This window comes from Streptomyces spinoverrucosus (genome assembly GCF_015712165.1).
Lineage (GTDB): Bacteria > Actinomycetota > Actinomycetes > Streptomycetales > Streptomycetaceae > Streptomyces > Streptomyces spinoverrucosus_A.
On the sequence record NZ_JADPZX010000001.1, the window covers coordinates 7,612,688 to 7,627,017 of the forward strand.

Annotated in this window: 5 protein-coding genes, 3 rRNA genes and 1 pseudogene; 6 read left to right on the forward strand and 3 right to left on the reverse strand. The window is 65.1% G+C overall.

What is annotated here, in order from left to right; all coding sequences use genetic code 11:
• A pseudogene (locus I2W78_RS34585) lies at nucleotides 1–2,357 on the reverse strand (glycoside hydrolase family 31 protein).
• Nucleotides 2,358–2,569: 212 nt separating this feature from the next.
• On the opposite strand from I2W78_RS34585, the gene I2W78_RS34590 reads away from it, so the two are divergent.
• Entirely contained in the window at nucleotides 2,570–4,537 is a 1,968-nt protein-coding gene (locus I2W78_RS34590) for an acetoacetate--CoA ligase (protein ID WP_196464182.1), read from the forward strand.
• Between the two features lie 115 nt (nucleotides 4,538–4,652).
• Complete coding sequence (locus tag I2W78_RS34595; protein ID WP_196464183.1) at nucleotides 4,653–5,579, forward strand: hypothetical protein; 927 nt, start codon at nucleotides 4,653–4,655, stop codon at nucleotides 5,577–5,579.
• A gap of 82 nt (nucleotides 5,580–5,661) precedes the next feature.
• Here I2W78_RS34595 and ptsP read toward each other — a convergent pair whose 3' ends face one another.
• Both ptsP and I2W78_RS34605 read right to left on the reverse strand, forming a co-directional pair.
• Entirely contained in the window at nucleotides 5,662–7,332 is a 1,671-nt protein-coding gene (gene ptsP / locus I2W78_RS34600) for a phosphoenolpyruvate--protein phosphotransferase (RefSeq protein ID WP_196464184.1), read from the reverse strand.
• A gap of 78 nt (nucleotides 7,333–7,410) precedes the next feature.
• Nucleotides 7,411–7,860, reverse strand: coding sequence for a PTS sugar transporter subunit IIA (locus I2W78_RS34605; RefSeq protein ID WP_196464185.1), 450 nt, complete (start codon nucleotides 7,858–7,860; stop codon nucleotides 7,411–7,413).
• A gap of 566 nt (nucleotides 7,861–8,426) precedes the next feature.
• Here I2W78_RS34605 and I2W78_RS34610 point away from each other — a divergent pair.
• From I2W78_RS34610 to I2W78_RS34625, 4 genes are all read left to right on the forward strand, one after another.
• Nucleotides 8,427–9,951, forward strand: a 16S ribosomal RNA gene (locus I2W78_RS34610).
• A 306-nt stretch (nucleotides 9,952–10,257) separates the two neighbouring features.
• Nucleotides 10,258–13,377: ribosomal RNA gene (locus I2W78_RS34615) — 23S ribosomal RNA — on the forward strand.
• A gap of 70 nt (nucleotides 13,378–13,447) precedes the next feature.
• A 5S ribosomal RNA gene (gene rrf / locus I2W78_RS34620) occupies nucleotides 13,448–13,564 on the forward strand.
• Together the 16S, 23S and 5S rRNA genes form the textbook arrangement of a ribosomal RNA operon.
• A 109-nt stretch (nucleotides 13,565–13,673) precedes the next feature.
• Nucleotides 13,674–14,282, forward strand: coding sequence for a CDP-alcohol phosphatidyltransferase family protein (locus I2W78_RS34625; RefSeq protein WP_196464186.1), 609 nt, complete (start codon nucleotides 13,674–13,676; stop codon nucleotides 14,280–14,282).
• The last annotated feature ends 48 nt before the right edge of the window (nucleotides 14,283–14,330 follow it).

Here is a 14,330-nt window from a genome sequence, read left to right on the forward strand (position 1 = left end):
TCAGCGCTCCCCGAGCCCGCGTACCCGCACCGGGTGGGGCGGCTCCCCGCCGCCCTCCCGCTCGACGACGATCCCGGAGCCCTCCCAACGCGCGACGTAGCGCTCTATCTCGGGTTCCTCCCATCCGTCTCCGGCATCCGGCACCACCAGCCCGGCCCCGGTCCGTCCCCGCGCGGGAGCCCACACCTCCAGCTCCAGCCCGCCGTCCGACCCGCGCGTGGGAATCACGGCACCCGCGCGCGCGAGCACCGGAATCCGTGACAAGGGGGCGTCGACGAGGACCTGCCCCGGCCCCTCGTACGGCTGCTCCGTGGCCGTGTCGTACCAGAGCCCCCGCGGCAGCTGGACCGCACGCCGGTCAGCGCCCGGGTCGAGCACGGGCGCCACCAGGAGACAGTCGCCCAGCAGGAATACGTCCTCGCAGTCACGCAGCGCCCGGTCCTCGGGGAGCCCCACCACACCGGCCGCACATAGGGCGCCCCGGTACGGCGGGCGAGATGCGCCAGCGTCAGGAAGTACGGCAGCAGCCGCCCGCGTTCGACGAGCGCCACGCGCGCGTGCTCCAGCACCTCGGCACCGAACTCCCACGGCTCCCTGCGCCCCGCCCGCAGACTCGCGTGGGTGCGAAACAGCGGCAGATACGCGCCGAGCTGGAACCAGCGCAGAAACAGCTCCGGCGAGGGACTTCCGTCGAATCCGCCCACGTCCGGCCCCGAGTACGGCACCCCGCACAGCCCCAGTCCCATGACCAGCGACAGCGAGGCCCGCAACCCTGGCCAGCCGGTGGCGACATCGCCGGACCAGGTGCCCCCGTAGCGCTGCATCCCGACCCAGCCGGACCGCGAGAACAGGAACGGCCGCTGCCGCGGCGCCAGCTCGCGCAGTCCCTCGTAGCCCGCCCTGGCCATGCACAACGCGTACACGTTGTGCGCCTCGCGATGGTCGCCGCCCCGCCCCTCCAGGTCATGCCGGGCCGAACGCGGCAGCGTGGACTCCCCGAACGCGGCGAACGACGTCGGCTCGTTCATGTCATGCCAGAACCCCGAGAACCCCTGAGCGAGCCGTTCCTCGTAGAGGCCACCCCACCACTTGCGCACGCGCGCGTGCGTGAAGTCCGGGTACACCACCTCCCCGGGCCACACCACACCGCGTACCGGCTGTCCTGAAGCGTCCCGCACGAAGACGTCGTGGGCCGTCCCGCCGTCGTACACCTCGTTGCCGGGCTCGGCCTTCACCGCGGGGTCGACGATCGACACCAGCCGGATTCCGTCCCGTCGCAGCTCCTCGGCGAGCGCCGGCAGCTTCGGGAACCGCTCCTGATCCACGGTGAACACTCGATGGGCGTCGAAGTGGTCGATGTCCAGGTGCACCGCGTCGAGCGGCAGACCGTGCTCCCGATACCCCGCGACGATCCGCCGTACCTCCTGCTCACTTCCGAAGCCCCACCGCGCGTGATGATGGCCGAGCGCCCACGCCGGCGGCAGCGCCGCTGCTCCGGTGAGCGCCGCCCAGGCGAGCAGCACGCGCGCGGGGCTGCCGACGATCACCCAGCACCGCAGCGGACCACCGTCCATGCGCATCTCGCACATCCCCGCACGGTCGTGCCCGGAACCGGCCCCCTCCTCACCCTCCCGCAGCGCCACGGTGCCGTCCCACGAGGTGTCGTGGAACACCAGATGCGTGCCCGCGTCGGCCACCACCAGTTGCACCGGCATGGTGATGTACAGCGGATCGTCGCCGGGCACGAACGTACGCCCCTGGTCGGTGTTCCACAGCCGGTACGTGCCGTCCCGCAGCCGGGGCCCCGACGAGCGCCCGCCCAGCCCGAAGAAACGCGCGTCCGCGGACACCTCGGAGCGCTGCATCCATCGGGCCCGGCCGCCCCCGACCGGCTCCCACCACCGGGGCGGCAGATCCCGGCGCAGAGTCACGCCACCGGGGGTGCGCACCTCGACGGCGCCGTTCCGTGACACGACGACCGTCACTCGCTCCGCCACGACGCGCCAGCCGCCGTCCTTGTCCGGCTCCAGCACCGCCCGGGGATCGGGCTCCGGACAGCGCCCTGCGAGCGCGTACGACGGCTCAGGCCCCGCGCCGTCCCAGCCCCAGAAGACGGCCCCGTTCACCGTGACGGTGACCCGCAGCTCGGAACGGCTGAACCGCAGCACCCCGCCACCCGGGCCCGGCGTCACCTCGCGCACCTGTCCGGGCACCCGGGCGCGCTCGGCGCCCCGCGGGGGCAGGCCGGCGGCGTCCGCACGGCGCCTGCGCCACGCCGCACGTACGGTACGCAATCCCTGAGCCGCCCCCACGAAACCGACCGTCCTCACCGAATGCACCAGGTCACGACCGTCCATGCTGCTCACCCTGCCATTGACCGGCGTACACGCGTGTGTCGTTCAACTGCCGTTCACCCGTGCCGGGACCACATCTTCATGACACGGACTATGTGGGCGGCACCCTGGTGCAGAAGTCGATCACATGGCATCGTCCGTGTCAGCCGCGTCACGCGCACACCCCAGCCCGTGCGCGAGCGACGCACACGACGCGCACATTCCGGGAGCCGCCCATGTCGATCGTGAACCCCCAGCCGCTCTGGCAGCCAGATCCGGAACGCATCGCCCAGGCGCAGATCACCAAATTCCAGGCGTGGGCGGCCGAGCGCCACGGCGCCCCGAGCGACGGCGGCTACGCCGCGCTGCACCGCTGGTCCGTCCACGAACTGGACACGTTCTGGAAAGCCGTCACGGAGTGGTTCGACGTACGGTTCAGCACGCCCTACGCGCGCGTGCTGGCCGACCGATCGATGCCCGGCGCACAGTGGTTCCCCGGAGCGACCCTCAACTACGCCGAACACGCCCTGCGAGCGGCCGCGACCCGACCGGACGAACCGGCCCTCCTGTGCGTCGACGAGACCCACGAACCACGCCCGGTCACCTGGTCCGAACTCCGCCGCCAGGTCGGCTCCCTCGCCGCCGAACTGCGCGCCCTCGGCGTACGCCCCGGAGACCGTGTCAGCGGCTACCTCCCCAACATCCCCCAGGCCGTCGTCGCCCTCCTCGCCACGGCCGCCGTGGGCGGCGTCTGGACCTCCTGCGCCCCGGACTTCGGCGCCCGCAGCGTCCTCGACCGCTTCCAGCAGGTCGAACCCGTCGTCCTGTTCACGGTCGACGGTTACCGCTACGGCGGCAAGGAGCACGACCGCCGCGACACCGTAGCCGAACTGCGCCGCGAGCTGCCCACCCTGCGCGCGGTCGTCCACATCCCGCTCCTCGGCACGGCGGCTCCCGAAGGCGCCCTGGAGTGGTCCGCCCTGACCAGCGCGGACACAGAACCCGTATTCGAGCAGGTGCCTTTCGACCACCCCCTGTGGGTGCTCTACTCCTCCGGCACGACCGGCCTGCCCAAGGCCATCGTCCAGTCCCAGGGCGGCATCCTCGTCGAACACCTCAAACAACTGGGCCTGCACTGTGACCTGGGTCCCGAGGACCGCTTCTTCTGGTACACCTCCACTGGCTGGATGATGTGGAACTTCCTCGTCTCCGGCCTCCTCACCGGCACCACGATCGTCCTCTACGACGGCAGCCCCGGCTTTCCCGACACCGGCGCCCAATGGCGGGTCGCCGAACGCACGGGAGCCACCCTCTACGGCACCTCCGCCGCGTACGTCATGGCCTGCCGCAAGGCGGACATCCACCCGGGCCGGGACTACGACCTCTCCAGCGTCCAGTGCGTCGCCACCACTGGCTCCCCCCTCCCGCCCGACGGCTTCCGCTGGCTCCACGACGAGGTCCGCGACGACCTGTGGATCGCCTCGGTCAGCGGCGGCACGGACGTGTGCTCCTGCTTCGCGGGTGCCGTACCGACCCTCCCCGTGTACATCGGCGAACTCCAGGCCCCAGGACTCGGCACCGACCTGCAGTCCTGGGACCCGAGCGGCAAACCCCTGACCGACGACGTCGGCGAACTCGTGGTCACCAACCCCATGCCGTCCATGCCGATCCACTTCTGGAACGACCCCGACGGCAGCCGCTACCACGACAGCTACTTCGACACCTACCCCGGCGTATGGCGTCACGGCGACTGGATCACCGTGACCTCCCGAGGTTCCGTGATCATCCACGGCCGTTCCGACTCCACACTCAACCGGCAGGGCGTGCGGATGGGATCGGCCGACATCTACGAAGCCGTGGAGCGCCTTCCGGAGATCAGGGAATCCCTCGTCATCGGCATCGAACAGCCCGACGGGGGCTACTGGATGCCCCTCTTCGTGCACCTCGCCCCCGGAGCCGTCCTCGACGACGCCCTCCTGAACCGCATCAAGCAGACCATCCGCGAACAGCTCTCACCGCGCCACATCCCCGACGAGATCATCGAAGTGCCCGGAATCCCGCACACCCTCACCGGAAAGCGCATCGAGGTCCCGGTCAAACGCCTGCTCCAGGGCACGCCACTGGAAAAGGCGGTCAACCCCGGCTCCATCGACAACCTCGACCTGCTCCACTTCTACGAGGACCTCGCCCGCAAACGAAACTGACCATCACAGCTGCCCTGACCTGCACTTTTCCTGTGCCGTCGACTGGCTCCGACCTCACTGTCAGTGCCCCCGGTTACTGTGAGTGAGCACTGATCGACTGCGCACAGGGGGAAACATGGCGCACACCGACCACCAGACCATGCGTCGCGTCCTGCACCGCGAAATCGCCGGCACGATCGGCCTGCTCACGGACGAGTACGACTTCCGGGCCATGCGGCGCTACCGCAGTTTCACGTTCGACGACCACGAAACCTACCTGCAGCAGGTGGAAGCACTGCTCAAAACACGCGCCGCCGAGGGCAGCCACACCACCGTGGCACTCTTCGACCCACAGGAGTACGCCGACTTCTGCAAGGACGGAGATCTCGACCCCGACCTCCCGTCGAGCCGCGCACGCTTCACAGCCGAACTGGCGGCCACCGGCCCCACCGTTCCCTATGACGGCCAGAAGCTGGCCGACCTCGTCCCGGCCCTAGTGGACGAAGCAGTACGGCAGGCGACCTGGGAGTACGCCTCGACACTCCTGGCCCGCGTCGGCGCCTGCGCGACCTGCGGCGAGGACATCGGCCGCACGGCCTTCGCCCGCGCCTCGAAGTTCCTCGTCCGCATCCTCGACACGGCCCCGCCAGGCAACCGGCATCTCGTCTGCAGCGTGTCCGGCACACCGGAGACCCTCGTCGCCGCCCTCCACGCGGACCAGGACACCGACGGGACCACACAACTCGATGAGGCCGAGGCACTCGAATTCACCACCGTCCTGGCCCTGGGCATCGCCACCCGCAGCCCCGGTGGACTGGTCATGCGGACCACCGCCCCCGGCACCCCCGACCGCATCTACGGTTGGCGCCTGCGCGGAAACGGCCTCGACCCCCTGACCGCGGGCGAGGTCTTCGACGCCTACTGCACAGACGTCGAGTCGGGCGACCTCATCTCTCCGGAATCAGGGGTCGACTACAGCGTCCCGCCCGACCTGGGGGAGGACACAGCAGACGGAGAGACCGGAGAGAACGGAGGTGAGGGAGCGGCGGAGCATCGCCACTGAGCATCCGCCCACAAAGACGGACGGGGCGCCCCACCAGCAGGTGGAGCGCCCCGGAAGAAGAACCGCCGTCGGCTCGTTCCGCCTACTCGCCGGACAGCACCGCCTGAGCCGCGCTGCGCGCCTCCTCGGCGGTGTCGGCCGCCCGCGCGGCCGCCGCGGCCCGCTCGCACTGCGCAAGCGTGTACTTCGCCAGCGTCGCCCGGACATAAGGAATCGACGCCGCACCCATGGAGAGGGAGGTGACACCCAGCCCGGTCAGCACACACGCGAGCAGCGGATCGGACGCGGCCTCACCGCAGACGCCACAGCTCTTGCCCTCGGCCTTGGCCGCCTCGGCGGACAGCGCGACCAGGTCGAGCAGCGCGGGCTGCCACGGGTCCTGAAGCCGGGACACCGCGCCCACCTGACGGTCGGCGGCAAACGTGTACTGAGCCAGGTCGTTCGTCCCCAGCGACAGGAACTCGACCTCCTGCAGGATCGAACGCGCCCGCAGCGCAGCCGACGGGATCTCCACCATCGCACCGAACTTCGCCTGCAGCCCAGCCTCCCGGCACGCATCCGCGAACGCCTTGGCGTCAAGGCGGTCCGCGACCATCGGGGCCATCACCTCGAGGTAGACCGGCAGACCCTCGGCCGCCTTCGCCAGCGCGCTCAGCTGGGTGCGCAGCACCTCGGGGTGGTCCAGGAGCGTCCGCAGACCGCGTACGCCCAAGGCCGGGTTCGGCTCGTCGGCCGGCGTCAGGAAGTCGAGCGGCTTGTCCGCACCGGCGTCCAGCACCCGCACGACGACACGGCCTTCGGGGAACGCCTCGAGCACCTGCCGGTAGGCCTCGACCTGCTTCTCCTCGGCCGGAGCCTTCTTGTTGTCGTCCAGGAAGAGGAACTCGGTCCGGAACAGGCCGACGCCCTCGGCGCCGGCGTCGACCGCGGCCGGCACGTCAGCGGGACCGCCGATGTTGGCGAGCAGCGGCACCTTGTGACCGTCGGAGGTGGCCCCCGGCCCCGTCGACGCGGCCAGCGCCGCCTTGCGCTCGGCGGCCGCGGCTTCCAGCTGGGCCTTCTTCGCGTCACTGGGATTCACGAAGATCTCGCCGGTGCTGCCGTCCACCGCGATCATCGTGCCCTCTGCCAACTCACCGGCACCCGGCAGTGCCACCACGGCCGGTACACCGAGCGCCCGGGCCAGGATCGCGCTGTGGCTTGTCGGCCCGCCCTCCTCGGTGACGAAACCGAGGACCAGGGTGGGATCCAGCAGTGCCGTGTCCGCCGGCGCGAGATCCCGCGCGACCAGGACATATGGCTCGTCACTGTCCGGCACACCCGGCATCGGCACACCGAGCAGGCGTGCGACGATACGATTCCGCACGTCATCAAGGTCCGCCACGCGGCCGGCGAGGTACTCACCGGCACCGGCCAGCAGGTCCCGGTACGCCGCGAAAGCGTCGTAGACCGCGCGCTCGGCGGTGCTGCCGACGGCGATCCGCCGCTCCACATCCGCCATCAGCTCGGGATCCTGGGCCATCATGGCCTGCGCCTCGAGTACCGCCTGGGCTTCGCCCCCCGCCAGATTGCCGCGCGCAATCAGGTCGGCTGCCACAGCTTCAACAGCCTGGCGGGCGCGCCCCTGTTCGCGCTCCGCCTCCTCGGCCGGGATCTGCTTGGCAGGCGGCTCGAGCACCGCCGTTCCCATGTGCCGAACCTCGCCGATCGCCACTCCGTGGCTCACGCCGACGCCTCGCAGCGTTGTCTCCATCTCACCCGTCTCCGATAGTGCGGCGGGTCCCGCCGCCGCAGTGGTTGGCCTGTATGCCGTCATACGACGGCCATGACATCACTTCCAGATGAAGAGGCTGTCGCCTGCCTTGACGTCGCCGTCCTCACGGAGTTCGGAGAGAGCCTCGGCCGTGGCCTCCAGAGCCACGATCGGGCACACCGGCGACTTGCCGGCGGCCTCGACAGCCGTCGGGTCCCAGCGCACGATGCCCTGACCGCGGGTCACGGTGTCGCCCTTGTTCACGAGCAGCTCGAAGCCCTCGCCATTGAGCTGCACGGTGTCGATGCCGAGGTGGGTGAGCACCCCGTGTCCGTCCCCGTCCACGACGACGAAGGCGTGCGGGTGGAGGGAGACGATGACTCCGTCCACGGGGGCGACGGCCTCAGCAGGCTCACGCACGGGGTCGATGGCGGTGCCCGGGCCGACCATGGCCCCGGAGAAGACCGGATCCGGCACGGCGGCCAGTCCGACGGCGCGTCCGGCGATCGGGGACGTCACGGTGGTCATGGGGAGCCTCCCAGGGGTGGAGCTTCATATATGGGCCGTCACTGCCTGTCCCGACGGCACACTGTTCAGCAGGGTATGCCATGGGAAGTCCCGGTTCTGTACGAGATCTCCCATTAGAGGTCTAGACCACCCCTACCTTAATCGATTTGCGCCCACTCTGCGGCCCCGTGTACAGTCATACCCCTGCTTGAGGCTGAGCGATGCGAACAAGCATCGTTGCCTGGCGGCACCCAACTTGTCAGATCCTATCTCGGGGTCTTCTTCTGCATGCCTGCAGGAGAGTGGTCAGAGAGACGGAAAAACACTGATAGAGTTTGGAGCACCGAAGGGAAGCGCCCGGAGGAAAGCCGCGAGAGAGAATCTCGGGTGAGTACAAAGGAAGCGACCGTTCCTTGAGAACTCAACAGCGTGCCAAAAGTCAACGCCAGATATGTTGATACCCCGTCTCCGGTCATCATGACTGAGGCGAGGTTCCTTTGAAAAAACACAGCGAGGACGCTGTGAGCGTCGGGATTATTCCTCCCGGCGTTCCGCTCCCGTGTGTGTCACCGGATTACCGGTAAGCATTCACGGAGAGTTTGATCCTGGCTCAGGACGAACGCTGGCGGCGTGCTTAACACATGCAAGTCGAACGATGAAGCCCTTCGGGGTGGATTAGTGGCGAACGGGTGAGTAACACGTGGGCAATCTGCCCTGCACTCTGGGACAAGCCCTGGAAACGGGGTCTAATACCGGATATGAGAACCTTGGGCATCCTTGGTTCTGTAAAGCTCCGGCGGTGCAGGATGAGCCCGCGGCCTATCAGCTTGTTGGTGAGGTAATGGCTCACCAAGGCGACGACGGGTAGCCGGCCTGAGAGGGCGACCGGCCACACTGGGACTGAGACACGGCCCAGACTCCTACGGGAGGCAGCAGTGGGGAATATTGCACAATGGGCGAAAGCCTGATGCAGCGACGCCGCGTGAGGGATGACGGCCTTCGGGTTGTAAACCTCTTTCAGCAGGGAAGAAGCGAAAGTGACGGTACCTGCAGAAGAAGCGCCGGCTAACTACGTGCCAGCAGCCGCGGTAATACGTAGGGCGCAAGCGTTGTCCGGAATTATTGGGCGTAAAGAGCTCGTAGGCGGCTTGTCGCGTCGGTTGTGAAAGCCCGGGGCTTAACCCCGGGTCTGCAGTCGATACGGGCAGGCTAGAGTTCGGTAGGGGAGATCGGAATTCCTGGTGTAGCGGTGAAATGCGCAGATATCAGGAGGAACACCGGTGGCGAAGGCGGATCTCTGGGCCGATACTGACGCTGAGGAGCGAAAGCGTGGGGAGCGAACAGGATTAGATACCCTGGTAGTCCACGCCGTAAACGGTGGGCACTAGGTGTGGGCAACATTCCACGTTGTCCGTGCCGCAGCTAACGCATTAAGTGCCCCGCCTGGGGAGTACGGCCGCAAGGCTAAAACTCAAAGGAATTGACGGGGGCCCGCACAAGCGGCGGAGCATGTGGCTTAATTCGACGCAACGCGAAGAACCTTACCAAGGCTTGACATACACCGGAAACGGCCGGAGACGGTCGCCCCCTTGTGGTCGGTGTACAGGTGGTGCATGGCTGTCGTCAGCTCGTGTCGTGAGATGTTGGGTTAAGTCCCGCAACGAGCGCAACCCTTGTCCCGTGTTGCCAGCAGGCCCTTGTGGTGCTGGGGACTCACGGGAGACCGCCGGGGTCAACTCGGAGGAAGGTGGGGACGACGTCAAGTCATCATGCCCCTTATGTCTTGGGCTGCACACGTGCTACAATGGCCGGTACAATGAGCTGCGATACCGCGAGGTGGAGCGAATCTCAAAAAGCCGGTCTCAGTTCGGATTGGGGTCTGCAACTCGACCCCATGAAGTCGGAGTCGCTAGTAATCGCAGATCAGCATTGCTGCGGTGAATACGTTCCCGGGCCTTGTACACACCGCCCGTCACGTCACGAAAGTCGGTAACACCCGAAGCCGGTGGCCCAACCCCTTGTGGGAGGGAGCTGTCGAAGGTGGGACTGGCGATTGGGACGAAGTCGTAACAAGGTAGCCGTACCGGAAGGTGCGGCTGGATCACCTCCTTTCTAAGGAGCACTTCTCAGCCGGGCTTGCCCGGTTCAGAGGCCAGTACATCAGCGAACGTCTGATGCTGGTTGCTCATGGGTGGAACGTTGACTACTCGGCACGGTCCAGGATGGATCAGGCGCTAGTACTGCCCCTTGGGGCGTGGAACGCTGATCTGGTCAGCTGACTGTGTCGGGCACGCTGTTGGGTGTCTGAGGGAATGAACTTTCCTCAGTTGCCGGTCCCAGTGCACTCGGGTCTGTTGGTCCGGGGTGATGGGTGGCTGGTCGTTGTTTGAGAACTGCACAGTGGACGCGAGCATCTGTGGCCAAGTTTTTAAGGGCGCACGGTGGATGCCTTGGCACCAGGAACCGATGAAGGACGTGGGAGGCCGCGATAGTCCCCGGGGAGTCGTCAACCAGGCTTTGATCCGGGGGTTTCCGAATGGGGAAACCCGGCAGTCGTCATGGGCTGTCACCCTTGCCTGAACACATAGGGCAAGTGGAGGGAACGCGGGGAAGTGAAACATCTCAGTACCCGCAGGAAGAGAAAACAACCGTGATTCCGGGAGTAGTGGCGAGCGAAACTGGATGAGGCCAAACCGTATGCGTGTGAGACCCGGCAGGGGTTGCGTATGCGGGGTTGTGGGATCTCTCTTCCACGGTCTGCCGGCCGTGGGACGAGTCAGAAACCGTTGATGTAGGCGAAGGACATGCGAAAGGTCCGGCGTAGAGGGTAAGACCCCCGTAGTCGAAACGTCAGCGGCTCGTTTGAGAGACACCCAAGTAGCACGGGGCCCGAGAAATCCCGTGTGAATCTGGCGGGACCACCCGCTAAGCCTAAATATTCCCTGGTGACCGATAGCGGATAGTACCGTGAGGGAATGGTGAAAAGTACCCCGGGAGGGGAGTGAAATAGTACCTGAAACCGTGTGCCTACAAGCCGTGGGAGCGTCGGATGCAGCTTGCTGTATCTCGTGACTGCGTGCCTTTTGAAGAATGAGCCTGCGAGTTTGCGGTGTGTTGCGAGGTTAACCCGGGTGGGGTAGCCGTAGCGAAAGCGAGTCCGAATAGGGCGTTTCAGTAGCGCGCTCAAGACCCGAAGCGGAGTGATCTAGCCATGGGCAGGTTGAAGCGGAGGTAAGACTTCGTGGAGGACCGAACCCACCAGGGTTGAAAACCTGGGGGATGACCTGTGGTTAGGGGTGAAAGGCCAATCAAACTCCGTGATAGCTGGTTCTCCCCGAAATGCATTTAGGTGCAGCGTCGTGTGTTTCTTGCCGGAGGTAGAGCACTGGATAGGCGATGGGCCCTACCGGGTTACTGACCTTAGCCAAACTCCGAATGCCGGTAAGTGAGAGCGCGGCAGTGAGACTGTGGGGGATAAGCTCCATGGTCGAGAGGGAAACAGCCCAGAGCATCGACTAAGGCCCCTAAGCGTACGCTAAGTGGGAAAGGATGTGGAGTCGCACAGACAACCAGGAGGTTGGCTTAGAAGCAGCCACCCTTGAAAGAGTGCGTAATAGCTCACTGGTCAAGTGATTCCGCGCCGACAATGTAGCGGGGCTCAAGCGTACCGCCGAAGTCGTGTCATTCATACAGTAGCCCCAACGGGTGTATGGATGGGTAGGGGAGCGTCGTCTGCCGGGTGAAGCAGCCGCGTAAGCGAGTTGTGGACGGTTGACGAGTGAGAATGCAGGCATGAGTAGCGATACAAACGTGAGAAACGTTTGCGCCGATTGACTAAGGGTTCCTGGGTCAAGCTGATCTGCCCAGGGTAAGTCGGGACCTAAGGCGAGGCCGACAGGCGTAGTCGATGGATAACCGGTTGATATTCCGGTACCCGCTGTGAAGCGTCAAACATTGAATCCAGTGATGCTAAGCCCGTGAAGCCGCCCCTGATCTCTTCGGAGTGAGGGGGAGTGGTGGAGCCGGTGACCCGAGCTGGTAGTAGGTGAGTGATGGGGTGACGCAGGAAGGTAGTCCATCCCGGGCGGTGGTTGTCCCGGGGTAAGGGTGTAGGACGTCAGGTAGGTAAATCCGCCTGGCATGTGTCTGAGACCTGATGCCGAGCCGATTGTGGTGAAGTGGATGATCCTATGCTGTCGAGAAAAGCCTCTAGCGAGTTTCATGGCGGCCCGTACCCTAAACCGACTCAGGTGGTCAGGTAGAGAATACCGAGGCGTTCGGGTGAACTATGGTTAAGGAACTCGGCAAAATGCCCCCGTAACTTCGGGAGAAGGGGGGCCACATCCGGTGACGGCACTTGCTGCCGGAGCTGGGGGTGGCCGCAGAGACCAGCGAGAAGCGACTGTTTACTAAAAACACAGGTCCGTGCGAAGCCGTAAGGCGATGTATACGGACTGACGCCTGCCCGGTGCTGGAACGTTAAGGGGACCGGTTAGCTCCATTTCGGTGGGGCGAAGCTGAGAACTTAAGCGCCAGTAAACGGCGGTGGTAACTATAACCATCCTAAGGTAGCGAAATTCCTTGTCGGGTAAGTTCCGACCTGCACGAATGGCGTAACGACTTCTCGACTGTCTCAACCATAGGCCCGGTGAAATTGCACTACGAGTAAAGATGCTCGTTTCGCGCAGCAGGACGGAAAGACCCCGGGACCTTTACTACAGTTTGATATTGGTGTTCGGTTCGGCTTGTGTAGGATAGCTGGGAGACTTTGAAACGCGGACGCCAGTTCGTGTGGAGTCGTCGTTGAAATACCAGTCTGGTCGTGCTGGATGTCTAACCTGGGTCCGTGATCCGGATCAGGGACAGTGTCTGATGGGTAGTTTAACTGGGGCGGTTGCCTCCTAAAGGGTAACGGAGGCGCCCAAAGGTTCCCTCAGCCTGGTTGGCAATCAGGTGTTGAGTGTAAGTGCACAAGGGAGCTTGACTGTGAGACCGACGGGTCGAGCAGGGACGAAAGTCGGGACTAGTGATCCGGCGGTGGCTTGTGGAAGCGCCGTCGCTCAACGGATAAAAGGTACCCCGGGGATAACAGGCTGATCTTCCCCAAGAGTCCATATCGACGGGATGGTTTGGCACCTCGATGTCGGCTCGTCGCATCCTGGGGCTGGAGTCGGTCCCAAGGGTTGGGCTGTTCGCCCATTAAAGCGGTACGCGAGCTGGGTTTAGAACGTCGTGAGACAGTTCGGTCCCTATCCGCTGTGCGCGTAGGAGTCTTGAGAAGGGCTGTCCCTAGTACGAGAGGACCGGGACGGACGAACCTCTGGTGTGCCAGTTGTTCTGCCAAGGGCATGGCTGGTTGGCTACGTTCGGGAGGGATAACCGCTGAAAGCATCTAAGCGGGAAGCCTGCTTCGAGATGAGGACTCCCACCCACTTGATGGGGTAAGGCTCCCAGTAGACGACTGGGTTGATAGGCCGGATATGGAAGCACGGTAACGTGTGGAGTTGACCGGTACTAATAGGCCGAGGGCTTGTCCTCAGTTGCTCGCGTCCACTGTGTTGGTTCTGAAACCACGAACAGCCGTTTCCGGTTGTCAGTTTCATAGTGTTTCGGTGGTCATAGCGTGAGGGAAACGCCCGGTTACATTCCGAACCCGGAAGCTAAGCCTTACAGCGCCGATGGTACTGCAGGGGGGACCCTGTGGGAGAGTAGGACGCCGCCGAACTACCTTTGTAGCTCCGGTTCTTGGGCACTTGACCCAGGGGCCGGAGCTTTTTTGCGTTGAGGTAAGGTCGGGGGCATCGTTGGCTCGTTTTTTGACAGGAGGCCCCCGGTTGGAGGTCCAGGAGACCCGCGTTCAGACGGACCGGGTCCTCACGATCCCGAACATCCTCAGCATGGCTCGGCTCCTCGGCGTACCCCTCTTCCTGTGGCTGATCCTCAGGCCCGAGTTCGGGGGGCCCAAGAGTGACGGCTGGGCGCTGCTGGTGCTGGCTCTGAGCGGGATCAGTGACTACCTGGACGGCAAACTCGCGCGGCGCTGGAACCAGATCAGCAACCTCGGCCGGCTCCTTGATCCCGCCGCGGACCGGCTCTACATACTGTCGACCCTGGTCGGGCTCACCTGGCGCGAGATTCTGCCTATCTGGTTGACCGCCGTACTGCTGGCGCGAGAACTGGTTCTGCTGGTGATGGTGGGCATCCTCAGGCGCCACGGCTATCCGCCGCCGCAGGTGAACTTCCTTGGCAAGGCCGCCACCTTCAACCTGATGTACGCCTTCCCGTTGTTGCTGCTCAGTGACGGAAGCGGATGGATCTCGTCACTCGCTGCTATTTTCGGATGGGCGTTCGCCGGGTGGGGTACAACCCTCTACTGGTGGGCAGGAGTCCTCTACGTGGTACAGGTCCGCCGTCTGGTTCGAGCGGACACCATGGCCGATTGAGCTCGCCGATTGAGCGGCCTGTAGCGGTGCGATGGCCCGCGAGGGAAA

Excerpts from the sequence above, each read along its gene's own strand:
- I2W78_RS34590 (WP_196464182.1), top strand. The coding sequence starts at position 2,570 with ATGTCGATCGTGAACCCCCAGCCGCTCTGGCAGCCAGATCCGGAACGC.
- ptsP (WP_196464184.1), bottom strand. The coding sequence starts at position 7,332 with ATGGAGACAACGCTGCGAGGCGTCGGCGTGAGCCACGGAGTGGCGATC.
- I2W78_RS34595 (WP_196464183.1), top strand. The coding sequence starts at position 4,653 with ATGGCGCACACCGACCACCAGACCATGCGTCGCGTCCTGCACCGCGAA.
- I2W78_RS34605 (WP_196464185.1), bottom strand. The coding sequence starts at position 7,860 with ATGACCACCGTGACGTCCCCGATCGCCGGACGCGCCGTCGGACTGGCC.